Source organism: Mycobacterium sp., assembly GCF_004298145.1.
GTDB lineage: Bacteria > Actinomycetota > Actinomycetes > Mycobacteriales > Mycobacteriaceae > Mycobacterium.
In genome coordinates this window covers 185,489-212,427 of the sequence record NZ_SCRH01000015.1, presented here as the reverse complement: position 1 = coordinate 212,427, position 26,939 = coordinate 185,489, and the positions used below count along the sequence as shown (strand labels likewise).

Annotated in this window: 17 protein-coding genes and 1 tRNA gene; 9 read left to right on the top strand and 9 right to left on the bottom strand. The window is 65.8% G+C overall.

Annotated elements, in window-relative coordinates:
• Window positions 1-502 precede the first annotated feature (502 nt).
• Both EPN51_RS06525 and EPN51_RS06520 read left to right on the top strand, forming a co-directional pair.
• Complete coding sequence (locus EPN51_RS06525) at window positions 503-2,038, top strand: DUF4185 domain-containing protein (protein WP_293038809.1); 1,536 nt, start codon at window positions 503-505, stop codon at window positions 2,036-2,038.
• A gap of 47 nt (window positions 2,039-2,085) precedes the next feature.
• Window positions 2,086-2,472, top strand: a complete 387-nt coding sequence (locus EPN51_RS06520; RefSeq protein WP_293038807.1) for a hypothetical protein — start codon at window positions 2,086-2,088, stop codon at window positions 2,470-2,472.
• A gap of 47 nt (window positions 2,473-2,519) precedes the next feature.
• Here the strand turns inward: EPN51_RS06520 and EPN51_RS28975 are convergent, their stop codons facing one another.
• The 3 genes from EPN51_RS28975 to EPN51_RS06510 all read right to left on the bottom strand — a co-directional run bounded on the left by EPN51_RS28975 (window position 2,520) and on the right by EPN51_RS06510 (window position 4,658).
• Complete coding sequence (locus tag EPN51_RS28975; protein ID WP_366509397.1) at window positions 2,520-2,738, bottom strand: hypothetical protein; 219 nt, start codon at window positions 2,736-2,738, stop codon at window positions 2,520-2,522.
• Window positions 2,739-3,000: 262 nt separating this feature from the next.
• Window positions 3,001-3,073 (bottom strand) — tRNA-Arg (locus tag EPN51_RS06515).
• A 463-nt stretch (window positions 3,074-3,536) separates the two neighbouring features.
• Window positions 3,537-4,658 carry a dihydrodipicolinate reductase gene (locus EPN51_RS06510; RefSeq protein WP_293038805.1) on the bottom strand — a complete coding sequence of 374 codons (1,122 nt, stop codon included), beginning with the start codon at window positions 4,656-4,658 and terminating at the stop codon, window positions 3,537-3,539.
• 63 nt (window positions 4,659-4,721) lie between these two features.
• Between EPN51_RS06510 and EPN51_RS06505 the strand changes: the two genes are divergently transcribed.
• From EPN51_RS06505 to EPN51_RS06495, 3 genes are all read left to right on the top strand, one after another.
• A complete protein-coding gene (locus tag EPN51_RS06505) occupies window positions 4,722-5,138 on the top strand; it encodes a hypothetical protein (RefSeq protein WP_293038803.1) in 417 nt (138 codons plus the stop codon).
• An 82-nt stretch (window positions 5,139-5,220) separates the two neighbouring features.
• The gene (locus EPN51_RS06500; protein ID WP_293038801.1) at window positions 5,221-6,294 is read left to right on the top strand and encodes a dihydrodipicolinate reductase; all 1,074 of its coding nucleotides are present in this window, start codon (window positions 5,221-5,223) and stop codon (window positions 6,292-6,294) included.
• 78 nt (window positions 6,295-6,372) lie between these two features.
• Window positions 6,373-6,936: a TetR/AcrR family transcriptional regulator gene (locus EPN51_RS06495; RefSeq protein WP_293038799.1), complete on the top strand. Its 564-nt coding sequence runs from the start codon at window positions 6,373-6,375 to the stop codon at window positions 6,934-6,936.
• A 52-nt stretch (window positions 6,937-6,988) separates the two neighbouring features.
• Here the strand turns inward: EPN51_RS06495 and EPN51_RS06490 are convergent, their stop codons facing one another.
• The 6 genes from EPN51_RS06490 to EPN51_RS06465 form a co-directional block, all read right to left on the bottom strand.
• Window positions 6,989-7,186, bottom strand: a complete 198-nt coding sequence (locus tag EPN51_RS06490; protein WP_293038797.1) for a hypothetical protein — start codon at window positions 7,184-7,186, stop codon at window positions 6,989-6,991.
• 31 nt (window positions 7,187-7,217) lie between these two features.
• Complete coding sequence (locus EPN51_RS06485) at window positions 7,218-8,195, bottom strand: nitronate monooxygenase (RefSeq protein ID WP_293038795.1); 978 nt, start codon at window positions 8,193-8,195, stop codon at window positions 7,218-7,220.
• 113 nt (window positions 8,196-8,308) lie between these two features.
• Entirely contained in the window at window positions 8,309-9,277 is a 969-nt protein-coding gene (locus tag EPN51_RS06480) for an alpha/beta hydrolase (RefSeq protein WP_293038793.1), read from the bottom strand.
• Between the two features lie 48 nt (window positions 9,278-9,325).
• On the bottom strand, window positions 9,326-10,480 hold the full coding sequence (locus EPN51_RS06475; RefSeq protein ID WP_293038791.1) for an NADH:flavin oxidoreductase/NADH oxidase: 1,155 nt from the start codon (window positions 10,478-10,480) through the stop codon (window positions 9,326-9,328).
• A gap of 2 nt (window positions 10,481-10,482) precedes the next feature.
• Window positions 10,483-11,376 (bottom strand): hypothetical protein, encoded by an 894-nt coding sequence (locus EPN51_RS06470; protein WP_293038789.1) that lies wholly within the window; start codon window positions 11,374-11,376, stop codon window positions 10,483-10,485.
• Between the two features lie 69 nt (window positions 11,377-11,445).
• Window positions 11,446-12,177: an ArsR family transcriptional regulator gene (locus EPN51_RS06465; RefSeq protein ID WP_293038787.1), complete on the bottom strand. Its 732-nt coding sequence runs from the start codon at window positions 12,175-12,177 to the stop codon at window positions 11,446-11,448.
• Window positions 12,178-12,320: 143 nt separating this feature from the next.
• Here EPN51_RS06465 and EPN51_RS06460 point away from each other — a divergent pair, with 143 nt between their 5' ends.
• The 4 genes from EPN51_RS06460 (at window position 12,321) to EPN51_RS06445 (ending at window position 26,931) form a co-directional block, all read left to right on the top strand.
• On the top strand, window positions 12,321-12,467 hold the full coding sequence (locus tag EPN51_RS06460; RefSeq protein ID WP_293038785.1) for a hypothetical protein: 147 nt from the start codon (window positions 12,321-12,323) through the stop codon (window positions 12,465-12,467).
• 158 nt (window positions 12,468-12,625) lie between these two features.
• Window positions 12,626-13,501: an LLM class F420-dependent oxidoreductase gene (locus tag EPN51_RS06455; protein WP_293038783.1), complete on the top strand. Its 876-nt coding sequence runs from the start codon at window positions 12,626-12,628 to the stop codon at window positions 13,499-13,501.
• A gap of 1,330 nt (window positions 13,502-14,831) precedes the next feature.
• Complete coding sequence (locus EPN51_RS06450) at window positions 14,832-21,629, top strand: type I polyketide synthase (protein ID WP_293038781.1); 6,798 nt, start codon at window positions 14,832-14,834, stop codon at window positions 21,627-21,629.
• Complete coding sequence (locus EPN51_RS06445) at window positions 21,619-26,931, top strand: non-ribosomal peptide synthetase (protein ID WP_293038779.1); 5,313 nt, start codon at window positions 21,619-21,621, stop codon at window positions 26,929-26,931. Before EPN51_RS06450 ends, EPN51_RS06445 begins: the two co-directional genes overlap by 11 nt.
• The last annotated feature ends 8 nt before the right edge of the window (window positions 26,932-26,939 follow it).

Genomic DNA, 26,939 nt, shown 5'->3' with positions numbered 1-26,939 from the left:
GGTGGGACAACGAGGGGGCCAAGCAGCAACTCGGCTTTCCAAAAACCTGCGGCGCAGGCCGATATACGCACCGCTGGCCGTTCGTTTGGCGGCCGCCCAGCAAAATAGCCGAAACGTATCCCGGCGGCTCGCGACAACCTCAGCGCCTCCCTCGATCGCATATGAGAGGCGCCGGTTCGTGGCGGCAAGCCGACACCCGCGGGACCCAGCACTCGGGCGGCGTCGGTCCGCGGTCCATCGTGACATCGTGACATCGTGTGGATTGCCACCCAGCCCGAGCAGGCGCAGCGATGGCAAAGCAGCCAAGCTTCTCCATCTCGCCATATCGACTGTCAGCTAATTACTCGAGAGGGAGATTCGCCCGGGAACCGATGCGTTGCGACCCGGTCACGGATGCATACCTATCGGCTCATCACTGGTCACATACGCCCCGTAGGTCACTATCGTCACATGAGCCAACTATGGACGGCCATGCGGTGTCCTGCCCCTCGAAAGGTGTTACATGTCGGCGATTCTTCGAAGTGTGTCGCTATCGATGGCGTCGGCGGCCGCTATCGGATTCGTCCTTGTGGTGGGGCCCGCGCCTACTGCGAACGCCACACCGTGTGGCGCTCCCGAAGCGAACGTCGACCCTCCCGCCGCGCAGCCGGCCATGCCCGCGCCGCAGCCGGTCGTTCAGCCCCCGACCGGGCGCCGGCCCACTCACACGAATGACCAGGCGCCGCTGCCGAGGCTGGGCCCGCTGATCTCGTCGTTGCTCAAGCCGGCGACACCGGGGCAGCGCTACTCCGCACCGGTGCATCCGCGGGCCGAGGGGCCGACGCCCGGACCCGGCCCGTCCGCGCCGTTGCAACAGCAAGCCGAGGTGTTGCCGCCGGGACCCAACCCGCCCGCGCCCGCGGTTCCGCAACCGCCGAATGCCAACCCGCTGCGGCCGAACGCCGCCCCGATGCCGCAGCCGCAACCCGAGCCGGGGCCGCCGCCTCCGTCGATCGCGGGCGCCCCGACATCCCTCGTCGACTGGGTGACCGGACCGGACGGACCCAACAAGACTCTGCAACGTTTCGGCATCTCCGGCACCGACCTCGGGATTGCTTGGGACAACGGCGATCCCGCCAACCGTCAGGTGCTGATGGCCTTCGGTGACACCTTCGGCTACTGCAAGGTGCACGGCCAGCAGTGGCGCTACAACACGTTGTTCCGCAGCAACGATCGTGACCTGTCCAAGGGAATTCACATCGCCGACGGCGTGCCGAACGACAAGTATTCCGGCTCACCGGTGTGGGCGCCCGGACTTTCCAAACAGGTCGTCAACACCATCCACAAGGCGGCGCACGAGACGGGAATCATCCCGACCGCGGCGATGTCCATGGGCAGAACCCAGTACATGAGCTACATGTCCATCCGTCAGTGGGGCCGTGACGGCGAATGGTCGACGAACTATTCGGCGATCGCCCGGTCCAACGACAACGGCCAGAACTGGGGGATCTTCCCGACCAGTATTCGTACGGCGTCTCCGGATGCCATTCCGGGAGCAGGCTTTACACCTGGAAATGAGAATTTCCAGATGGGCGCGTTCTTGAAGGGTAACGACGGTTACGTCTACCAATTCGGGACGCCGTCGGGCCGTGGCGGTGCGGCATTCCTGTCGCGCGTTCCACCGAATCAATTGCCCGACCTGACCAAGTACCAATATTGGAACGGCGACAACGGCGGGCATTGGGTCGCGAACAATCCGGGCGCGGCGACGCCGATTTTCCCGGGACCGGTGGGCGAGATGTCGGCCCAGTACAACAGTTATCTCAAGCAATATCTGGTGCTCTACACCGACGGCGGCAGCAACGACGTCATCGCACGGACCGCGCCGACGCCGCAGGGACCATGGAGTCCCCCGCAACCGCTGGTGTCCTCGTTCCAAATGCCCGGTGGCATCTATGCGCCGATGATCCATCCCTGGTCGTCGGGACGGGACCTGTACTTCAACCTGTCGCTGTGGTCGGCGTACGACGTGATGCTGATGCACACGGTGCTCCCATAAAAACGTCGCCGTCGAAGATACGATGGCCCAGTGAGAGGAGGGCGACGATGATCGCCTTGGAGTATCACGACAATTGTTGCGGCCTCGCCGACCCACTCACTCCTCTCGCCGCGGCGGCGTTAGCCGACGATGTGCCCACCTCCTCGGCGGGCGAACTCTCCCACCGGGAGGACGTCGGCGGTGCGGATACCCACACCGTCTTCGATGGGCATCGCCCGGATTTCTGGACGGTGGGCAGGCCGGGGCTCCGGGACATCGAGGTGTGCATCGAGAGCACCCGCGCGGACGGCGCGATCAGTCTGGGCCTGGTGGTCAACGGGCTGGACTGCAGTGGGCTCCCCATTGACCAGGCGCTTTCGCTCGCAGACGCCCGGGGGGATGCGGGCGTCTGCGGCGTTAGCTGCCGGGGCGGCGGACACCTCAAAGCCAGTTAGTCAGCGGCTGAAGGGTTTTCGAGGGGCGACGTCACGGGGGGTATCGGTCACGACGGCGGCAGCGGAATCCACCGCTTGCCATCCGTTGTCCATCCGCAGGGCAGGTAGTTCCAATGCGCGGGCGGCTGGGAATCGAAACTCAGGCACTTCGGTCCAAGGACCGGCGGGCCCGGTGGAGGGGCGGGCGGGGGGTTGTCGGCGTGTGCGGTCGCCCCGCTGAGCATCAACGCCCCAACGGCCGTCAGTGTCGCGACTAGCTTCCGCATCGCAGGCTCGGCAAGTGTTATGCCCCGACGAAGCGACGGTCGCTACGGTTCTTCCGTCACACGCACGGTATCGATGCTAGTCCTGATTTCTCCGCTCATAGGAGCACCCTCTCCCACAATGCCGCCGATTCGCCACGCTCAACTCCCTTATCCAGGGAGTGTCCAGGATCAGGCGAAGTAACTGTCAAGCATCAGCCGAAACGCCGTCAAGCATCACCCGAAGACAAACGTCAAGCATCAACCGACGTCATACAAAAGGAAGTGCCCCCGGCAGGATTCGAACCTGCGACACCGGCTTTAGGAGAGCCGTGCTCTATCCCCTGAGCTACGAGGGCGGGGCACGTCTTTGAATACCCGACGAAAACCCCGGCGAGGCGCGATTTCAGCGGCTTCTTGGACGTTGTGGCGCCGTTGTCGGCGCTGCGACGGTGGGCGTCGTGTTGTCGAGTCCGGCGGGTGCAAGTGTATCGGGCCCAATGAGATCGGGTGAATTCGCGCGGCCCTCGCAACACGTGGGCCATTGACCTCGCTCCGTCAGAATCCGGTCACCAAGGAGGCCGCCTCGAACCGACGATGCCTTTGTAGGAGGTCGGGGAGGCGGCCTATCCGGCTGTTCTGGTGTCGTGGTGCCCTTCGACCGGGGCGATCGGCGATGGCGCGGATCGCCAATCGTCCGACACGTCCGGTCGCCCACACCACCACGTTGTAGGTCCGCTCCGGGTCCTCCAGCGGTGCTGGGCTCGTCGTTGACACTCCCTCTTGTGTTGGTTGCTGACCGGTGCCTGCTCCGAAACGGCCTCAGAAGGCGGGGACGCCGTCGCGGTGCGGGTGCAGAGCGCCCAGCGGTGAGGTCAGCGGCAGGTGCAGGGCGTCCACGATGCCCGGTGCGGCCTCACACACCCACGGGATCGCGTTGACCGCACGCATGCCGGTGGCCAGTAGCCCATGGTTATTGGCGCTTTCGCCGGCGCGGTGGCCGACTTCGAATTCTCCGTCGAACGACGGTTCGCCGTCGATGAGTACCCGCCAGATTCCGTCGGTGGCTCCCGTTCGGCCGGTCGGCCAGTCCGGGGCCAGATCGTCGGCCATCCGGTCGACGTGTTCGAGGCTGACCACCTCCTGGCCGTCGACGACGCCGATGCATTTGGCATAGGTGGCACCGACGGTGCCGGCCGGGATAAGGCCGCACGCAGTGTGCAGATCGCGCGGAGTCGGCAGGAATTCACACGTCTCCCGGATCTCGTCGAACTCGACACCCAGAGCGTCGGCAACCATCGTGATCGCCGCCCCCCAGCCCCACTTCAGCACGCCCGGCCGCTTCAGGCCCCCCTCGTAGTCGAGCGGCTGGCCGAAGCCGAACAGTTCGCGCACGTCCCACTCGACCGGGTACTCCGAGTAGTTCGTGATCTCGATGCCGCGCACCGAGTAGACCGTGTGTGACATGGTGAGCAGCGCGATCGGGAAGAGGTCGCAACCGAAACCTGGCTCGATGCCCGAGGAGAAGATCGAGCTGCGGCCCGCTGCGGTCGCTTCCCGGATCGGATCGAGGAAGCGCCTTGAGAGAGAACCCTTTTCGTAGACCAGGCCGGGCAACGACGTCGTGACGACGTTGGTGCCGGAGGAGAGGATACGGCAGAAGTCGGCGAGCGCCTCGGCGGGCCGTGGGCCGGCCGGCGCGGCGTACATCACGCAGTCGACACCCGCGGACAACAGCGCGTCGGCGTCGCGGGTGGCCGCGACCCCGACCGGATCGATGCCGGCGAGAACACCGACGTCTTGGCCGTCCTTGGCTTCCGAGTGGACCCACGCACCCACGAGTTCGAGGTTGGGTCGGTCCACGACGGTCCGGACGGCATAGCGCCCGACTCCGCCGGTGGCCCACACCGCGACGCGATAGACCTTGTTTGACACCTGAGTCATCGATTTCTCCTCATCACGCCAAAACCCCTACCGCAAAAACATAACAACTGTAATCTCTTTGGCGTGGCCGAAACCCGCGAACAACCGAATCTGCACCACGCGGTGCTGGCCGTCGCACCGCATCGACTGCCCACAACCGCGCGACTGTTCACCGACCTGGGGTTCCAATTTCAGGCATTTGAACTGGATGACGTCGGTTTACACGTGATGCTGGACTGGGCTCGTGGGCTGGAGCTGGTCACGCCGACCAAACCTGGCACCGACAACCCGGTGCAGGAATTCCTCGACCGCCACGGCGACGGCGTGTTCAGCCTCGCTCTGCGTGTCGACGATGCGCCCCGCGGCGAGGAGATCGCACGCCGGTACGGCGCGATCACGAATTTCCGCCAGCACCGCGACGGTGATGGATGGCAGCTCGACGAGATCGAGATGACAGTTCTAGGCCTGCCGTTGACGTTGTTGGCCACCGATCTTCCCTGAGAATGGAGATGAAGGTGGGTGAACTCGATGGCAAGGTCGCCATTGTCGCCGGCACCAGCCGATCTGCTGTAGAGGACGGCCAATGACCCGACGAATCATCCAGTTTTCCACCGGCAATGTCGGTGTGCATGCCCTGCGGACGATCATCGAGCGCCCCGACCTCGAGTTGGTCGGGCTGCATGCTGCCAGCCCTCACAAGATCGGCCGGGACGCGGCAGACCTGTGCGGGCTCGGCGGCTCCACCGGTGTGATCGCCACCGACGACATCGACGCGTTGATCGCGCTGAACGCCGATTGCGTGGTCTATACGAGCCAGGCAGAGACACGTCCCACCGAGGCGATGGACGACATCGCCCGCTTCCTGCGAGCCGGAACCAACGTCGTCGGCTCGTCCTTCGTCTGGTTGGTCGCGCCGGAATACACCGACGACTGGCTGCGGAACCCACTCGAAAAGGCTTGTCAGAACGGCAATTCCACGCTGTACATCAACGGGATCGATCCCGGATTCTCCGGGGACACGCCCGTGTACACGGCGCTGAGCCTGGCCGGGCGCGCCACCGCGGTGACCGTTCAGGAGATCTGCGACTACGGCACCTACGACGACGCCGAATTCACCGGAGTCAGTTTTGGTTTCGGTACCGACCCCGAGCATCAGCCGATCCTCTTCGCGCCGGGTGTGCTGGCGTCGATGTGGGGGATACAGGTGCGCAGCCTGGCCGCCGATCTCGGCGTCGAGCTCGACGAGGTGCGCGAGCGTCACCAGAAGTGGGTTACTCCCGAACCGATCTCGTGCACGATGATGGACGTCGAGGTAGGCACGGTGGCAGCGGTCCGCTTCGGGGTCGAGGGGATCCGAGACGGCAAGGTTGTGATCACGATGGAACACGTGAACCGTTTGACGGCAGCGGCTGCACCGGATTGGGCCTTTCCACCCGACGGCCGGCCGAGTGTGCACCGTGTGGTGGTCGAGGGTGATCCCGGTATCGAGATCAACACTCATGTCGGTCGCTCGGGCACCGACCATAACCAGGGGGGCGTGATCGCCACCGCGGCGCGACCGATCAACGCCATCGAAGCGGTGTGCAGGGCTCCTGCCGGGATCCTGGCCGCGCACCACCTGCGACCGTTGGACCATACCCGCGGCGTCATGTGGTGAAGTCTCGATATGGCCGACGCAACACCACCACGGCGACCGCCGGGAGGCAATCAGCTGCGTGCCGAGCGGACCAGGCAAATGGTCATCGACGAGACCGTTCGCTACATCCTCGAAGAGGGCTTCGCCGCCCCGAGTGTTCGTCGCATCACCCAACGGGCCGGGGTGACGTGGGGAGTGGTGCAGTACCATTTCGGCGACCTGGGCGGACTCCTGATCGCCGTTGTCGATGAAGGGTTCCGTCAGCTCAACGATATTCTGGACGGAGTGCCGGCGGCGATCGCGGATCTCTCGATCGAGCAGCGCACACAGGTCGTCGTGGACGCGGCATGGGCGGCATTCTCCAGCCCCACCTCGATGGCGGCGATCGAAATCTTGATCTCTACCAGATCGGGGCGAGGCGATGCCGTTAACGAGCGGCTCGCCAAAGCGATGCACGAGCTCACCGAACTGGGCAGGCACCTCGGTGCGGGCTTGGATCCGCGACACGCAAGCGAGATAGGCAATTTGATCTGGGCTGCTTTGCGCGGAATTGTTGTCGCGCAGCTTATTTCACCTACACCGCTCGATACCTCGAGGGAACGCCGTGCGTTAGTCGACGTGCTGACCGCCTACGCGCAAGTACACAGCGGACAACCGCAATAGTAGTGTCGGCTGGCACTTCGTCCGCACCGACCTCGACCATGCCGGGTGGCAATTATCCGGGCCCGCAATCTATCCGCTGATGTTCGCTGCCGGCCGGCGGTTCGGCGAGCACCTTGGTCTTCCAGTTCCGGTCCAGCAGTCGTTTCTCGATCATCGCCATGCCGGGGCTGGTGTTGACGTCGGAGTCAGCCGCCGTTTGGCTCAGTCGAACAGGCAGTCCGGGGTGTTGAGGGTGGCCATCGAAAGCCATTCATATCCGTTGGGCCACACGCAGATTCGGCTCAGGCGAGTAGTGACGCCGCCCTGGAGCGCAAGATCTGTTCGGCCTCACCACAGATCCGTTCCAGCACTTCCGCGGCGGGACGTATCGCGTCGATCGATCCGGCGCCCTGCCCGTAGGCGATCGGATCGGTCTCCGGGTTGGGGTCCTCGACCAGGAACGGATTTTCCCCGGCCATCTCCTCGCGGCGCTGCTCCAACTCGGCTTCCCGGAGCGCCCACTCGTCGGTGAACCGGTTGCAGCGCACGCGTTCCCCGATGGAACTGGGCCACGGCAAGCCGCTGACGATGTCGTAGGCGCGGGTGCGGATCGTGTCGGTGCCATCGGACGCGACGATGAGTTTCTTGTGCGCGTCATGGACCTCGATCACCTCGGGGGTGGCCAGGAAGGCGGTGCCCATCACGGCTCCGTCCGCGCCGGCGGTGAGGGCGCCGGCGAACGGGCGTCCGCCGCTGATGCCGCCGGCCGCGAGCAGTGGGACGTCGGGGTGCCGGGCGGCGACTGCGGACAGCAGCGGCAGCAACGCCATCGTCCCGGTGTGTCCACCGGCCTCGGTGCCCTGCGCGACGAGAACGTCGGTGCCGGCCTCCACCGCGAGATCCGCGTCCTCGAGCGTCTGGACCTGGCAGATCGTACGGGCTCCGGCGGCGGCCGCCCGCCCGATCCAGGGTTTCGGGTCGCTGAAGGAGAAGACGACGACCGGGGGCGACGCGGCCAGGGCGGCATCGAACAGTGGCGCGCCGAGGTCCAGGAACGGGGTGATGAAGCCGACCGCGAAAGGACGGTCGGTCTGAGCGCGGATCGCCGTCACCTGAGTGTCGATCCAGTCCGGTCCCTTCGGGTTCATGCCTCCGAATGAACCCAAGGCGCCCGCCGACGAGACCGCCGCGGCGATCGTCGCCCCACTGTGCATTGCCATCGGCGCGGACATGACCGGGTACCGCAGGCCGAACATCTCGGTAAATCGTGTGCGCAACATCGACTTAGATCACCTCGCGAAATTGTGAATAGAATGAATGTTTGCTGAACTCGTGTGTACCGAATTCGGTTGGCGGGCGTGGAAATACATAAGATTTGGGCCGGTTTCGAGTTCTATGATCTGGCCGTCACACCGGCCAGGAAATCCAGCAACAGCCGGTTGATCTCCTCGGGTCGCTCCTGCTGCAGCCAGTGGCCGGCGCCCTCGATCATCACCTCGCGATAATCACCGGTGAACATCTGCCGCAGGTTCTCGTGCGGCAGGTAACCGAGCACCGGGTCCGCGGCGCCCGCGGCGTAGAGCGCGGGCACCCCGATGGTCTGCGGGGTACCGGCGGTCAGTTCCCAGTCCCGGTCCAGGTTCCGGTACCAGTTCAGCGCACCGGTGAAGCCGGTGCGGGCGAATTCGGCGGCGTAGTGGTCGAATTCGGCGGCGCTGATCCAGTCGGGGAGGCCGTCGGGTTCGGGAAGTCGGTCGACGAAGCCCTCCGGGCCCTGGCCGATCATCCGCAGCACGGTGGCCTGATCGTCGGTGACCTGCAGGCCGAACATGCGTCGCATCGTCGTGGCGGCATCGGCGCCCAGATCGGCGTCGGCAGGGCCGGGCTCTTGGAAGTAGAGCATGTAGAAGAAGTTGTCACCGAAGGTGTTTCGGAATGCCGCGGTGGGTGCCACGTCGCCACGTTGTTCGGGCGGCACGCTCATGCCGACGATCCCGGTCAAACGGTCCGCGTGCAGTTTTCCGGCGGCCCACACCACGGGCGCGCCGAAGCCGTGGCCGACGAAGACGCCGCGCTCGGCGCCGACGTCGTCGAGCAGGCCGACCAGGTCGGCGCTCAGCGTCGTCATCGTGTAGTTGTCGCCGGTGTTCTCGGGCCGGCTGGACCCGCCGTAGCCGCGCTGGTCGGGTGCCAGCACGTGGTATCCGGCCGCGGCCAGCGCCGGGATCTGGTGGCGCCACGAGTAAGCCAGCTCGGGGAAACCGTGCGCCAGCACCACCACCGGCGCCCCGCGGTCGCCGGCTTCCAGGGTGTGCAGCACTATCCCGTTCGTCTCGATGTCGCGTTCGGTTATCGCCGTCATGTCACGACCATTCCTTCATCGCACCGTCCGATATTTTTCGATTGCTATTCATGTCAGGGCGTTCGACGGTTCGGGCCAGCCGATATTCGGTTGGAATGCACGTGAAGCCTGCAGCCACCAGCTCCAGTCCTCCGGCAGCAGTAAGAACTCGGATTTGACGCCGAGTTCCCGGGCGGCCCATACCGGCCAGTGCGGGTTGGCCAGTGCCGGGCGGCCGAGCAGCACCACGTCGATCTTGTCGTCGCGGATGGCCCGGTCGGCGTCGCCGGGCACACCGAGGTTCCAGCTGACCGCCACCGGGATGCCGACCTCGCGGCGGGCCCGTGCGCCGCGCTCCACCCACGCCGAGGGCTGCAAGAACAACGGATCGCGCACATCGTCGGTATTGCCGCCCATCGACAAATCGATCAGATCCAGGCCATGGTCTTTAAGCCAGGCCATCACCTGCAGCGATTCCTCGAACGTCACCCCGTCGGGGTGGAAGTCATCACAGCCCAGCCGGGCCGTCAGCGGCAGCCGCTCGGGCCACACCTGCCGCACCGCATCGAGCGCCTCGAGCAAAAACCGGGCCCGGTTGGCCAGGCTGCCGCCGTAGTCGTCGCTGCGGTGATTGGCCAGCGGCGAATAGAACTGCGAGGCCAGGTAGCCGTGCGCGAAATGCAGCTCGAGCCACTGGTAGCCGGCCTGCAACGCGCGTGCGGCGGCGTCGGCGTACTGCCGGTGTACGGCGCCGATCTCCGCGCGGGTCAGCGCATGCACCGGATAGGTCCGCTTGCCGAAACCGTAGGGAACATCCGACGGCCCCACCACCTGCCAGCCCTCCGGGTCATCCGGCGCCAGCTGACGCCCCAACTCCCCGGCCACCCACGGCTTGACCTCACTGCCATTGCGCCCGGTATGACCCAACTGAATCCCGGGCACCGCGCCCATGTCGTTGACCATCGCCGCTACCCGGGCATGGCCCTCGATCTGGTCGTCGTCGTAGATTCCGGCGCAGTGCACCGAGGTGCGCCCCTCCGGCGCGATCGCCACCTGCTCGGCGAAGACCAGCCCGAACCCCCCGGCGGCCCGCGCACCCAGATACATCACGTGGAAGTCGTTCATCTTGCCGTCCACCGACCGGTACATCGTCATCGGCGACATCCCGATCCGATTCCGCAGCGTCACATCCTTGAGGGGGAACGGACTGAACAAGTCGGCCACGATCACGCCCGGCCCGTGCTGGCGAGTGCCGCGAGGTCTTGCGGTCCGGCCAGATAGCCGCCCGCGGACTGGATCTGCGCAGACCACCCGCCCGCGATGCGCAGCAGTTCGTCGAGGTCGTCACCGAGGGCGGCGACGATCGGGGCGCATCCGTCGTCTGTGGCCACCTCGATTGCCTCACGGGCGGCCCGGCCACTGTCGGTGAAGGCGCCGTCGCGGATCAGACCCCGCAATCGCAGCCGCTCCTCGGCCGCATCGAGGTCCTCGTCGCTCCACGCTCTGCTGCGCACGTAGCTGCGCAGCGGCACCCCCCAGTAGAGCTCGGTGATGAGCCCGATCTCCACCGCGTCGAAACCGGCTGTGGTCCAGGCGTTGATGTGGACGTCGCCGCGATATTCCCGCAGCTGGTCGGCCAACCGCCACGCGTCGGCCAGCGGCTCACCGGGCAGGCCCTGGGCGACCAAACCGGAGAACAGCGGCTTGCCGGCCAGGGACAGCCGCTCGGTCGCCCGGTACAGCAGTTCCACCGCCCTCTCGAGCCCGTCCGGGGCGGCGCCGAGGATGCGCCGAAGTTGCTGCACCGCACCGTCGGTGCGGGCCGCGCAGATCGTCTGCGCGTCGGTCAGGGTCCAGCCGTAACTGACCGCCGGTATCACCGCCGCCGGGTCGAACACCCCGAAAGCCGCCGCGATCACCGCGCCGGGCACCTGACCCATCACCGCGCCGCGGCTGCAGAAATAGGCGGGGCCGTCGGGCATCTCGACTTCGCCCGCCTTGCCCGGGCTGGGGCCGAATCCCAGTGCCGCATAGCCGTGGTGGCACTCCGGGGAGAAGTACACCTGTCCGGCGAAGGGTTCAATCGCCAGGGCGAGGGCTCGAGACGGCGGGACAGTCATGCGGTATCTCCTCGGGGTGTGGCATCCGTGGTGGTGAAGGCCGTTGCGCCTTGCACTGTTGGCTCAGGGTTACCCGTCGTTGTTTCGCGTCTGCCGCTGTGCCGGTTTGCGCCCGCGGGCGGATGGCTTCTCGGCGCCGCGCCGTTGGGTACGCAGCACGACACAGCATCGGTCCTCACGCGGCGCCAGCACCGCCCGCCCGGGGCCCTCACCGGCCGCCTCGAGCATGCCGCGGATCAGTTCCAGGTTGAGACCGCACACCAACTCGCGGTACTGGCCGGCCAGAAGATGGAAAGGACAGTTACGCAATTCGATGTCGCCATCGGCTCGCGGAGCAGGTTCATACCCGCACACGTACAGCGCATCGTTCATACCCTTGTCCGCCACGCTGGCCCGTCCGGCCTCGCGTGCCGCGGCCGCCAGCGCCGAGGCAACCTTTCCCGACTCATCGGCGTCCACCGCTTCGGCAAGCAGCTTGGCCAACAACTGGTAGTTGCGCGGTGGCACGCTCGCCCACAATTCCTGTTGGGTGCGCGTGTATCGCTTGGCGGGACGCCCGGCCCCGGGACCAGACCGGCCGGAGGGCCGCGCATAACTCACGGCCAGGATCCCCGCTTCGGCCAGCTTGTCGAGATGGTAAGCGGCTAGCGTGCGGCTGATGCCCACGGCTTTCGCGCTGTCGTCGCGCCCCACCGGCTCGTCACAGGAGGCGACGTAGTCGTAGAGGCGGCGTCGGATCGGATCGTCCAGGCTGCTCAGCCCGGGCACGGCATCAAGGCCATCGCCTGCACTGACATCCATACAGCCAATCTAACACCAACGGATCTTGACGAACTTGGTCAAACGACCCAAAATCTAAAAGTAATGTTGCTTAACAATACACAAAGAACGGGGGTGACCGCCCCGGCCGCTAATGCCATCGGTTCGACCACACCGTGAGACTCGTGGTCTTCGCGCAGGGCGGTGCTCGAAAACCTGTCGCCAACGTGTTGCGTGGCGTGTGGCTCGATCTTCCCGCGACGAAAACTGTGACCGTTCTGGCGCACGCCGACGAAGGGGAGCGCGACGTGATTCCCGTGCCCCATCGGTGACCCTTGGCGACCAACAACTCGAGCGGCTCGACAACCGGCTGCCGTCGCGCATCGAGAAGTTGCGTGCCTCCAGAATCGAATGAATTCACGGCGCGCCAGGGCACCCTTGCTGTGAGCGCTGCGGCCGCCGAACCGGGACCGAAAGGACCAGTACCCCAGTGGAATTGGGCATACACTTTATCGATTATCTGCCCGGCGACCCAGCGCGGCTGAGCTCGACGTTGGCGCTGGCGGCCAAGGCCGCCGAAGACGGCGGTGCGTCGATGTTTACTTTGCAAGATCATTTCTTTCAGATGGAACAGGTCGGACGCGCCCAGGATCCTTGCCTCGAGGGCTACACGGCACTGGGTTTTTTGGCTGGGCAGACCGAGAAGATCGCATTGGGGACGATGGTCACCGGCGTCACATACCGCTATCCCGGAGTGCTGGCCAAAACGATCACCACCCTCGATATTCTGTCGCGCGGCCGGTCGATATTGGGTCTCGGAGCTGCCTGGTACGAACGCGAGCACGTCGCGTTGGGCGTTCCGTATCCACCGCTGGGCCGGCGATTCGAAATGCTGGAGGAAACGCTGCAGATCTGCCGGCAGATGTGGAGCGACGACGACGGGCCCTATGTCGGCAAGCACTATCAGTTGGCCGAGACGATCTGTGAGCCGAAACCGATTCGACGCCCCCCGATCCTGATCGGCGGCGGGGGCGAGAAGAAGACACTGCGGTTGGTGGCGCAGTACGCCGACGTGTGGAACCGCAACGGCGCGGTGCTGACATCGGACGGACTCGAGCACAAGATCAATGTGCTGGCGCGTCATTGCGACGCGGTGGGCCGAGATCCCGCCGAAATCCGGAAGACCGTCGGTGTATTCGCCGACCCTTTCCACGACCTTGACGGATACCTCAAAACTGTCGAGCACTACATCAAGCTGGGCATCGATTTGATCCACGTCGGTCCGCTCCCCGGCAATCCGGACCCTGTCGGGTTCATTCGTCGCGTCGGGGATGAGCTGGTGCCCAGGTTAAAAGTCATGTGCTGACCGCACGTCCGCTGAATCGGCGGTTAGCAATCGAGGCCCGTAGTCACCATGCCGTTGGTGCCCAGCGCCTTTCGTGTGCATGCGACGCGGCCGACGAGTAACGGGTCGACGCGCGATGCAGCCGCTAGGCCGCCCGCTCGGCACGCGTGTCAACCGCGCTTCGCCCGTACCCGATGTTCGTGTGTCCGTTCTAACATCAATACATCTTGACGAATCGCACTCTTGCGGATCAGACTCTAAAAGTAATCTTCATTATTCAAACATCGGTATCTTCTTTGAAGTCAGAATGTAGATGACCACTTGCCGCGACGCCCAGACGCGATCCAAAACATCCCGTATGAGCGTGCCGGCGTCTGTCGATGGTGTAAATGGCGTCGCCTACGCGCCGCCCATCGAGATCCATGAATATGGTCCCAATCCGCCCACCCAGCTGCCTTGTGGAGGCCCGGGCATGCCCCTGCATTTCACCGTCGACAACGCGGGTGCCCACTCGCTCGTCACGTCAGATCGACCCAGCAGCGCCAGAACTGAGCGGGTAAACCGTGTGGTTTGTCCTTCTATGCCAAGACGCGGGGCGCCAATATCGGCGCCGTCGACGGTCGGGCGTTATGAGTGCCTCTAGCGATCGTGCCCGTCGTGGCGAGGGAGGGAGCAAAATGTCCGCTGAACAGATACCGGCTGAGACGCTTCGCGAAGGAATGTGGTTCAAGACTCCCGATGGACTCACGGCGTATGTGACCCTCATCCACGTCAATGAGCCTCGTAACGAGGTGGCGGTGACATACCGTTCACCGGTGGTCTTCGGTACCCACGTCTACACATTGGGAAGCCTGGTGCCCCTGACTTCAGCGCCGACCGCCCCGCTCCGATGAACGAACATCCTCGCCTTCTTCGGCCGCTCCAGCGCCCACCGCCCAACCTCGCCGGCGCGGTCAACGATCGTACAGCGGGAACATGAGCCGCTTCAGTTGACCGGATGCGCCGTTTGGTTCCCAGACCTATTGCCGGCCAAGGAATTTTGAGTAATTACACATGTGACTGGTTTCGACCATCCGGGAAACTTTCGACGGCCCGAGGTCCGGTCATCTGAAGGGCGCCTGACGTGGCCGGTGGCTGAAGGAGACTACGTCCGGCACCGGTGCACCTCAACGTAAATGGCCGGCCCTGGTGTGTCGCCAACCACAAATCGCACGGGTACGCCTCGTCACGAGAAATCCCGGCGCACAATGTAACACCAATGCATCTTGACAATATGGGCCTCGGTGGCCCAATCTAAAAATAGTGAAAATTATTGATAGATAGAGCGAGATGGGCGCCGCCGAAAGGCATCATGCTGAACAGGGCAGAGGAACACGCGCACTTAGGCCACGAGATGCGAGACCGCGCGCCGCTGGGTGCGCGCACTCTGACGGGGCTATTGCAGCAGCGAGCCGCGGAGTATCGGGACAAAATTGCGTTCAACTTCTCCTACGACGGCGAAGAAGTCCACGGTAAGTCGCTGACGTATCAAGGTCTCGATATCAAAGCGCGGCAGATCGCTTCGAGCCTGCAGCAACAGGGCGCTACCGGCGAACGTGTACTTGTCCTATGCCCCCCGGGCTTGGACTTCATTGCCGGCTTCTTCGGGTGCCTTTACGCGGGGTCCGTCGCTATTCCGGTACATCCGCCGGTGCGCGAACACCTGGTGCCGCGCGTGGCGTCGATCATCGCGGACGTGCGACCTCGCTTCGCACTCACCACCGCCGAGTCACAAGCGAAAATCGAGGCGCGGGTGGACGGTCTGGTCGATGGGCGAGCGTTGCAGTGGTGTGTCGCCGACGAGGTCGTCGGTGATGGCGAGAAGTGGATCGCGCCGGAGATCGATTCGAGCGCCGTCGCCATGGTGCAGTACACCTCGGGCTCCACCAGCACACCGAAGGGCGTCGTCCTGACGCACGGCAACCTGGTGCACAACTTGGAGACAATTCGGCAGGCGTGGAACGGTGACGACCAGGGTATCGGCGCCTTCTGGCTGCCGCCGTTCCACGACATGGGCCTCATCGGCGGCCTCCTCGAAACGCTCTACGTCGGCTGCACAACATTCTTGATGTCCCCATCCGGCTTCATCAAGTACCCGATGCGGTGGCTGGAAACCATCTCCCGGCACCATGCCACCATCACCGCCGCACCGAACTTCGCTTACGACATGTGCGTCGAACTCAGTACCCCGCAACAGCGTGCGGCGCTGGATCTGTCTAGCTGGTCGACCGCCATGTGTGGCGCAGAGCCGGTGCGCATGGCAACCCTGCAGAATTTCGCGAATGCCTTCAAGCCGGCCGGTTTTCGTCCGGAGTCGTTCTATCCGGTGTATGGGCTGGCGGAGGCGACGCTACTGGTATCCGGCGGGTCGGATTCCGCGGTCCCGACGGTGCAACACATCGATCGCATTGCGTTACGTGAAAACCGTGTCGTCGAAGTCGCGGCGGAACATCCGGCCGCGGCAACGCTCGTCGGCTGCGGCCGACCGCGGGGAGGACAGCGGGTCGTCATCGTCGATCCGGAGACTCGTACCCAGTGTCGGACAGACGAAGTCGGCGAGATCTGGGTCGCCGGCCCGGACGTTGCACAGGGTTACTGGGGAAAGCCGGAACTCTCCGAAGCGGTGTTCTCGGCGTCGTTGTCGGAGACGGATGAGGGCCCGTTCCTGCGCACCGGGGATCTGGGTTTCCTGCGCTCCGGCGAACTATTCGTCACCGGACGCCGTAAGGACCTCATCATCATCCGCGGCAGCAATTACTATCCCAACGACATCGAGCTGACCGTGCAGGATTGCCATCCGGCGTTGCTGCCCGGCCGAGGTGCGGTCTTCGCGGTCACGCCCGAATCGGGTGCCGCCGAACAGCTTGTCGTCGTGCAGGAGGTCGATCACAGCCGGATCGGTGAGGCCGAACACAACGACATCGTGCACGCAATCCGGACGGCGATCACCGAACGCTACGGGATCCGGCCCCAGTCCGTTGTTCTGTTGGAGCCGTTGCGGATTCCCACAACATCCAGCGGCAAGATCCAGCGGAACTCGTGTCGGCAGCAGTTCCTGGACGGCGACTTCGAGGAGGCCATCGCCACCTGGCACGCGCCGTCACCGCGCAATGCCCAGCCCGCGGCACCGGCCACCCAGGTACCACCGAAACGCAGTGCGGCGCAGATCGCGGACTGGTTGATCGCCCACCTTTCTACCGATCTCGAGCTCGCCGCAGCCGAGATCGATCCCTCCCGTCCGTTCGCCTACTACGGCCTCGACTCCATCCACGCCGTCCGGCTGACCGCCGCATTGGAATCCTGGCTCGGGCGTGAGCTTTCGCCCACGCTGGCCTACGAGTACCCCACGATCGACCTGATTTCCGCTCAGCTAGCCGAGGAGATCCCGGCCAGTAACCGCGCCGCCGCGCCAGCCGTGGAGAGCCGTGCCGCCAATGAGCCGATCGCGATCATCGGTATCGGCTGCCGGTTTCCGGGCGCCGACGGGCCGGCGGCCTTTTGGCGACTGTTATCGGACGGCGTCGACGCGACCACCGAGATTCCGACGGACCGTTGGGACGCCGACGCCTTCTACGACCCCGATCCCTCCGTGCCGGGCACTGCCGTCAGCCGGCGGGGCGGTTTCCTGCGTGGGGTCGACCAGTTTGATTTCCAGTTCTTCGGCATCTCGCCGAGAGAATCGGCACAAATGGACCCCCAGCAGCGTCTGCTCCTCGAAATGTCCTGGGAGGCATTAGAAGACGCCGGGCAGGTGCCGGAGCAGCTGGCGGGCAGCCGCACGGGCGTATTCGTCGGCATCTCCACCAACGACTACGGATATCTGCGACTTGGCCAGCCGCAGCTCGTCGACGCCTACACCGGCACTGGAAACGCGTTGAGCATTGCCGCTAACCGGCTTTCGTATGTCTACGACTTCTGCGGACCGAGCATGGCCATCGACACTGCGTGCTCGTCTTCGTTGGTCGCCGTGCACCTGGCGTGCCGCAGCCTGCGCGACGGTGAGTGCACGCTGGCTCTGGCCGGAGGCGTGAACGTCATCCTGTCGCCGGCCCTGGCGATCAACTTCACCAAGGCCAAAGTGATGGCTCCCGACGGCCGCTGCAAGACATTCGACGCCGGCGCGGACGGCTACGTGCGCGGTGAAGGCGCCGGGATCGTCGTCCTCAAACCGCTCGGCCGCGCACTGGCCGACAACGACCCGATCTATGCGGTGATCCGCGGCACCGCCACCAACTCCGATGGCCGCACGAACGGGCTGATGGCACCCAGCCGGAAAGCGCAAGAAGCCGTGCTGGCCGACGCCTACCGTCGCGCCGGTCTTTCGCCGGGCGCTGTGCAGTACGTCGAAGCGCACGGCACCGGAACACTTCTCGGCGACGCGATCGAGGCGAAGGCCCTGGGCACGATCCTGGCGAACGGTCGCCCTCCGGGCAGCCAGTGCCTGATCGGCTCAGCCAAGACCAACATCGGTCACCTGGAGGCGGCGGCCGGAGTTGCCGGGCTCATCAAAGTCGTACTTGCGCTGTGGCACCGGGCGATCCCGCCGAGTCTGAACTTCGCCGAGCCCAACCCCACCATTCCCTTCGACAGCCTGCCGTTGCGGGTGGCGCGGACCCTGACGCCGTGGCCGGAGAACGGCGGCCGAGCGATCGCCGGGGTCAGCGCGTTCGGATTCGGCGGCACCAACGCGCACGTCGTTCTCACGGAAGCCCCGCAGGTCCGGCTCACCGTGGCCGATCACGCCGCCACCGCCGATCGGGCCGAGCTGCTGCCGCTCTCCGCCCGCTCACCCGCGGCCCTGGCCGCGCTGATCGGCCGGTACGAGTCGTCGCTGGCCACCGGAGTGCCCCTTGCCGACCTTTGCTACACGGCCGGCGCGCGTCGCGGCCACCACGAGCATCGGCTATGCGTTGTCGCGGACTCCCATGCCGCGATGTCCGAGTCTCTCGCCGCCCACCGGCGCGGGGAGTCGCGGCCCGGGCTCTCCGTCGGACGTTGTCGTCGGGGCCACCCCGAGGTGACCTTCGTCTTCTCCGGCCACGGCTCCCAGTGGCATGGCATGGGGGAGCGGTTGCGGGCGGAGGAACCGGTGTTCCGCGACGCCCTAACCGCCTGCGACCGCGCGCTGAGCCCATATCTGGGCAGTTCCCTGCTGGTGGACCCCGCCGTCGAGCAACTCAACGACATCGGCGTGATCCAGCCGGCGATCTTCGCTGTCCAGGTGGCGCTGGCCGCGCTGTGGCGGTCGTGGGGAGTGGAGCCCGCCGCAGTGGTGGGACACAGTATGGGTGAAGTCGCGGCGGCACATATCGCGGGTGGGCTGAGCCTGGACGACGCCGCGCGGGTGATCTGCACTCGGGCCCGGCTGCTTCGGCGGGCACACGGCCACGGAGCGATGGTGGCGGCGGAGGTCACCCTTGCCGAAGCACAGGAGCTCATCGCCGGCCGGGAGGGCCAGGTCGCCATCGCCGCGAGCAACAGCCATCGATCGACGGTGTTGTCGGGCGACAAGGCCATTTTGGCCGACCTCGTCGCGGTGCTGGAGCAACGCGACCGATTCTGCCGGTGGATCGACGTCGATGTGGCCTCCCACAGCCCCCAAATGGACGCGCTCGGCGCTGATCTCCGCGACATGCTGACCGGGCTAGAGCCGACCGCACCGACAATCCCCATCTACTCAACGGTGACCGGGGATTTGCTGACCGATTGTCGTTTCGACGCCGACTATTGGGTCAGCAACCTGTGCGAGCCGGTGCGCTTCTCACCCGCACTGCGGCGGCGGCTGGACTGTGGGCACGGCACATTCGTTGAAATCAGCCCGCATCCCATCCTGCTGACCGCGGTCCGCGAGGACGCCGACGACCTGGGGGCCAGTTGCACCCTGCTGCCGTCGATGCGTCGTGACGACGGGGGGCGCGCGACCGCGCTGGCGTCGCTCGGCACCCTCTACACGCAGGGTCAGCCGATTGCGTGGGAGCAGCTGTATCCCTCGGGCGGCCGATGCGTAGCCGCACCGACGTACCCGTGGCAGCGCGTCCATTCGTGGTTGGACACCACGACCACGCCGGCACCCCCGCGCGCGACGACGGCGCCGGATGTGCGCGATCGGATCTATCAGCTGCGGTGGCGGCCCGCATCCATCCCGCCGGGCCGGGACGGGCCGAGCCGGCCTGTCCAGGCGGGCAGTTGGCTCATCCTGAGCGACGGCGGTGCCGTCGCGGATACACTCCGCGACCACCTCGAATCGTATTCTCAGACATGTGTTCTCGTCGAGGCGAGCCTTGACCACCAAGGTTTCGAGCGTCTCGCGCCAGACAGTTACCGTCTTGACCCGGCGCGGCCCGAACACTTTCGGCGGCTGCTCGCGGACGCGTTCGGGAACGGACGAGCACCGTGTCGCGGCGTGGTGCATCTGTGGGATCTGCTGGCCGCACCACCCGCCGACACGTCGCCCGCCTCGCTGGAGTCGGCGATCGCCCTGGGTCCGTCAAGCGTGCTGCATCTCGTGCAGGCGCTGGCGCTGGCCGGCTGGCCGGACCCGCCGCGGCTGTGGCTGGTGACACGGGGCGCGCAGGTGACAGATGCCCCAGACAACCAAGCCCAACCCGTGTCGATCGCGCAGGCTCCGGTGTGGGGAATGGGCCGCACCGTCGACCACGAGTATCCGGAGCTGCGCTGCACCCGGGTCGACCTGTCCACTGGTGGCGGTCCCGAAGAGCTCCGGGCACTGTTCGAGGAGGTGTGGGCCGATGACCGCGCGGTTGACGTGGTATTGCGGGGCAGCCGTCGCTACGTCGCGCGGCTGACCCGTTACGACGAGGTGAAACCCGTTGAGACGCCGGCCTTCACCGCGGACGCCACCTATCTCATCACCGGTGGGCTCGGCGCGATTGGTCGCGTGGTGGCCACCTGGATGGCCGAGCAGGGTGCCCGGCACCTGGTCCTGATGGGGCGTGGCGACGCTTCGGCCTCGGCGCAGCAGACACTCGACACGCTCCGGGCGGCCGGCACCGAGGTGATGGTCGCGCGCGGCGACGTCACCAGCTCGGGCCAGGTCGCCGCCGTCCTCGAGTCGGTCCGCGCGTCGATGCCGCCACTGCGTGGGGTGGTGCATGCGGCCGGCGTCCTCGACGACGGCATCCTGCAACATCTCGACGAGCGACAACTGCGAAACGTCATGGCGCCCAAGGTCGAAGGTGCCTGGAACCTGCACGTGCTGACCCGAGACGCGGCACTGGACTTCTTCGTCCTCTTTTCGTCGGCCTCGTCACTGCTGGGCTCGCCCGGGGCGGCGAACTACGCGGCAGCGAACGCTTTCCTGGACGCGTTGGCGTGGCATCGGCGTGCCGAAGGCCGGCCGGCGCTGAGCATCGACTGGGGACCATGGGCCGGGCTGGGGTTTTCCGCTCGGGCGCAGCACCACGGCCGTCTCACCCAACACGGCGTCGCGGCCATGCCGGCGGCTGAATGCCTTAGTGCGCTAACATCTTTGATGTCGCAGCCCGTTACCCAAGTCGCCGTCCTCGACGTCGATTTGGCGCGGTTGCATTCGGCTATGAGAACGCCGCTGCTGGCTGATCTACAGCCTGAGCTCTTCGACGAGCACCGACCGGGAAGCGGCCTCGACGATGCGCTACACGCTGCGGCACCCGAGAAGCGCCAGCGGCTACTCGAGCCGTACCTGCGCGAACTCACCGCCGCCAAACTCGGTCTGGCCCCGGCGAACCTGGACATCGAGGCACCGCTCAACGGTCTCGGCGTCGACTCGCTGATCACGCTGGAGCTGCGCCTCCAGATTGAACGCGACCTGGGCATCGCCGTGCCCGTCGCCCGGTTGTTGGATGGGCCCAGCGTGGCCAGTCTCTCCGGTTGGCTTGCCGATCAGCTGTCGGTGCCACCAACCGGTACACCCGCGCAGTCCGGCGGAGCGCCGACGTCCCCGAAGACGACCCGCCAGAAAGCCGAGGTTGCTCCCTCACGGGAAATCGACGTGCTCACTCAAGTATCCGAGCTTTCCGACGAGGCCGTGGAAGAGCTACTCCAGAAGGTCCTCAGCGAACGGGGGCCCGAGCGCGAGTCTGTCCACAAGGAGGGTAGTGATGACCGATAAGTCCATCGACATCTCCGGTCTGTCTCCCGAGAGAAAGCGTGCGCTGCTTTCTCGGCTCCTCATGGAGGAGGCGGAGCACTCCGCCTCGGTGCATCCGTTGTCCTACGGACAGCGGTCCCTATGGTTCCTCCATAAACTCGCACCGGACAGCGCCGCGTACACCATCACCTATGCCGGGCGGATCAGCGGCGAACTCGACGTGCCCGCGTTGGAACGCGCGGCCCAGGCACTCGTCGACCGGCACCCGATGCTGCGGACCACCTACGCCGAACGCGACGGGAAACCGGTTCAACTCGTGCATCCGCAATGGCCGGGGCGGATCGCCCGCCACCGCCTCGGCCCCGGTGAGTCCGAACTCGGTGAGTGGATCCGCCGGGAAACCGATCGCCCTTTCGACCTGTACACCGGACCGGTGCTGCGACTGACGCTGCTGGAACGTACCCCCGATGAACACGTACTCGTGTTGGCGGTGCATCACATCGCCGTCGACTTCTGGTCCATCGACGTCATGCTCGACGAGCTTCGGCTGCTCTACGCGGCCGAACACGGCGCGACGCCGCCCCGCCCACCCGCGGAGCGTTACGTCGACTGCCTCGACCGGCAGTTCACGACGCTCGAAAGTGCCGAGGGCGAACGTCTTTGGGAGTACTGGCGTGACCAGTTGGCCGGCGAGTTGCCGGTCCTCGAACTGCCCACCGACCGGCCGCGACCGGCCGTCCAGACCTACGGCGGCGCCGTCCACCGCTTCACCATCGACCGCCGGACAATGGCTGGGCTCAAGCAGGTCGGCCGGACCGCGGGCGCGACGCCCTACATGACGCTGCTCGCGGCCTACGCCGCGTTGCTGCACCGCTACAGCCGCCAGGACGACCTTGTCATCGGCTCACCTTTCGCGTGCCGGGAGCAGGCCGGGCTGATGGGTCTGGTTGGCTACCTTGCCAATCCGGTGGCCCTGCGCGTCCACGTGCACGACGACCCGACCTTTATGTCATTGCTCGGCCGCGCCAAGGACGCCGTGCTGGGCGCACTCGCACACCAGGACTACCCCTTCCCGCTACTGGTCGAGCGGCTTCGGCCAGTGCGCGACGCGGGCCGCACCCCGCTGTTCCAGGTCTCGTTCGCTTGGGAACAGACCCGCCGCTTTTCCGGTGGAACCGGCGTGAAAAACGGTGAGCTGCAACTAGAAACCATCCACATCGAACAGGGTGGCGCGCCGTTCGACATGACGCTGCAGATGGGCGAACAGGACGGCGTGCTAGCCGGCGCGCTGCAGTACAACACCGATCTGTTCGACGCCGCGACGATCGAGCGCATGGCCGGAAACTTCACCACGCTCCTCGACGGCATCGCCACCGATCCCGACCGGCACGTTTCGCAACTCCCGCTGCTCACCGCCGACGAACGCCACCAACTCGCCACCTGGAACCAAACCCGAGTCGACTACGCCGCCCCGGCCTGCCTACACGAAATGGTCGCGGCAACGGCCGCACGCGTCCCCGATGCCGTCGCGGTGACCTGTGACGACCGCGCGTTGACGTACGCGGAACTCGACCGCCGGGCCGACGGTCTGGCGCACCGGTTGCAGCGTCTCGGCGTGGGTCCCGATGTCATCGTGCCCGTCCTGCTGGACCGCTCCGAAGATCTGGTGGTGGCGCTTTTAGGCGTCCTCAAGGCCGGCGGTGCCTTCCTGCCGTTGGATCCCGCCCAGCCCACGCACCGCATGGCCACGATGCTGGCCGATGTGCCCGACGCGCCGGTCTGCGTCACATACCGGCGGCATCTGGCAACCGTGCCAACGGATTTCACCGGCCACCGGTTGTGCCTCGATCTGCCGGCGACGTCAGCGGTCGACGAGGCAGCTACCGCATTCGCTCCTACCGGGTCGACGAACCTCGCCTACGTCATCTACACGTCCGGCTCGACCGGTACGCCGAAGGGAGCGCTCAACACCCACGCCGGGATCCGCAACCGGCTGCTATGGATGCAGGACGCCTATCCGCTGACCGCCGACGACCGGGTGCTGCACAAGACCCCGGTGAGCTTCGATCCGTTCGTCTGGGAGATCTTTTGGCCGCTGATCGCCGGTGCTCGGGTTGTTATCGCAAAGCCCGAGGGTCACAAGGACGCCTCCTACCTGATTCGGACCATCGTCGAACAGGGCATCACCACAATGCATTTCGTGCCGCCACTGCTACGCCGCTTTCTCGCGGCGCCCGGTGTGGCCGGCTGCGTCGGACTGCGCAGGGTGTTCTGCAGCGGGGAAGCGCTGCCGTATGACCTTCGGGACCGCTTCCTGGCCGCCCTGAACGCCGAGCTCTACAACCTCTACGGTCCCACCGAGGCGGCGATCGACGTCACCCATTTCCACTGCAGGCGCGACATATCCGACGCCTTGGTCCCGATCGGGCGACCGATCGCCAACATCCGCATTCACCTGTTGGACGCCCATCGCCAACCGGTCCCGGTGGGGGTGCCCGGCGAGCTGTTCATCGGCGGGGTCGGGGTCGGACACGGCTATCTCAACCGGCCCGACACGACGGCCGCGACCTTTGTCGCCGATCCATTCGGCGGCGATTCGAGGGGAATGCTCTACCGTACCGGCGATTTGGCCAGATATCTGCCCGACGGGAACATCGAATACCTGGGACGCCTCGACAACCAGGTGAAGATCAACGGTTTCCGGATCGAGCCGGGCGAAGTGGAAGCCGCACTGGCAAAACACCCCGCGGTGGCCGAGAATGCCGTGGTGGCCGGCAACGATGGCCACGGCAATACGCTCCTGGTCGCCCACATCGTGGCGGCCGGTGGCGCGCCGTCCACCACCGAGTTGCGCCGCTTCCTGCTCGAGTTGCTCCCCGCCGCAATGGTTCCGGCCGCCTTCCACGTGACCGACGCGCTCCCGCTCACGTCGAGCGGAAAGGTGGACCGCCGAGCGCTGCTGGCGGCCGATCAGGCGCTGGGTTCAGCACGGCCGGCGTTCGTCGCGCCGCGCACCCGCACCGAGCAGGTTCTGGCCGAGACCTGGTGCGAGGTACTCGATTTAGACCGGGTCGGCGTCACCGACGACTTCTTCGCACTCGGTGGTGCCTCCACCCAGGCCCTGGAGGTCGCGGTGCGGGCGAACGCAGCCGGCCTGCCGTTGCGGCCGGAGTCGATGTTCGTGTACGGCACGATCGCCGATCTGGCCGCCGAATACGGGCCGGTCACCGACGACGCCCCGCAACACCTCGAGGACCGTGCCGAGGCGACCCCCACCGCACCAGCCTGCGAGGAACCCGTGCAGGCGATCCCAAACGAGGCGCGCAACACGGTGATCGAAAGTCTCGGCGTGTACCTGCCGGCGCGGACAGTGTCGACCGAGACCGTTCTGGCCGAGTGCGCCAACGAGATCCGCATACCGCTGGAGCGCCTCACCGGCATCAAGAGCCGACGGGTGGCCGGTGACGACGAGTTCTCCATCGATCTTGCCCGCAAGGCTGTGGCTGACTGCCTGACGCGGTCGAGCTATCGCCCCGAGGAGATCGACCTGGTCATCTCCTGCAACATCTCCCGTTGTGACGGGCCCGGGCACAGGTTCACCTTCGAACCCAGCACCTCCGCACGGCTGCGCGATCAATGCGGCCTTGTCAACGCGGTTTCCTTCGATATCAGCAACGCGTGCGCGGGGATGTTCACCGGCATCGCCGTGGCGGACGCTTTCCTGCAGACCGAGCTGGTTCGGTCTGCCCTGGTGGTCAGCGGCGAATACATCACCCACCTCACCGAGACCGCGCAGAAGGAAATCGAAGACCCGATGGATCCGCGGCTCGCCTGCCTGACCCTCGGGGACGCCGGTGCGGCGGTGATCCTGGAACGCGGCCCCAACGGTCGGGTCGGCTTCCACGACATCGACATGGCCACGTTCAGCCGGTATGCCAAGCTGTGCATCGCCAAGGCGACCGACCGCCCGCACGGCGGTGCGATCATGGTCACCGACTCCGTCACCCAGACGGCAATCGCCGTCAAGCATTCGGTGCCGTACGTCGCTGCGGTGATGCAGCGGCACGGATGGCGGCCCGAGACCTGTGACCACCTGTTGATGCACCAGACATCGGAGGCGTCGATCAACGACGCGGTGCTGGCCGTCAACCGGGTGTTCGGGCAAGGCGCCGCCCATCGCGGCAACACCATCTACAACCTGGCCGAGCGCGGAAACACCGCCACCACAACGCACTTCGTGGCCCTTAGCGACAACATTCGCAACCAGCGGATCAACTCCGGCGACAACGTGGTCTTTTCCATCACCGGCTCCGGCCAAACCGTCGGCACCGCGTTGTATACCTTCGACGACCTGCCCGACAGGATGCGCCGCGGGGCCGATGATCAGCACGGTCGTAGCCTCCGGGCCGGTAGCTACCGCAAGGATCTACCGGCGACCCCGCGCGTGCGTATCGCCGGTGTCGGCATCGCGCCGACCGGGCAATCGATGCCCCCGAGCTCGATACAACTTGCGGTACAAGCGGTAACGGACTGCCTCGATCGCAGTGATCTCGACCCAGAAGAGCTTGGTCTGATCATTCACACCGGTATCTACCGCGACGACTACCTCAGCGAACCTGCCGTAGCCGCGCTCGTCGCAGGCGAACTCGGCATCAACGGCGAGGTGCAGTCCCCGGACGGGCCTAAAACACTTGCCTTCGACGTCCTCAACGGTGCGGTCGGCTTCCTCAACGCCTGTCATGTCGCCGCCGGAATGATCGGGGCAAAAAAGACCGGACATGCGATGGTCGTGGCCTCCGAGATCGAAAACAATTCCCCCGAAAGCGGTTATCCGCTGAACGGCATCACCGAGATGGGCTCGGCGGTACTGCTGAGCCGAAGCGATAGCGCCGAAGGCTTCGGCCGGTTCGTCTTCCAACACCATCCCGAGTACAGCGGAGTGCTGGCGACCTATACCCAGCAACACCAGGGTCGGACCTGGCTACAGATCGACCGCGACCCAAACCTCGCCGCCGTCTACCTGAACTGTATCCGCTCTGCCGTCAAGGAACTCCTGACACTGGAGGGACTGGACCCCACCGACATCGCGGTCGTGCTCCCGCCATACCTGTCCCCGACGGCCCTCGACGAGCTGGCCGCGCGGATCGGCATTCCGAGGTCACGGTTCGCGGAACTTGACACCGGCACCGACCCCTTCACCTCGTCTGTGCCCTACGGACTGGGGCAGGTCCGACGGCAGGGACTGGCACGGCCGGGCGATATCGCGCTGATAGTTGCGGTCGGCTCGGGTGTCCAGGTCGGCTGCACCACCTACCGCTTCTGAACGCGAAG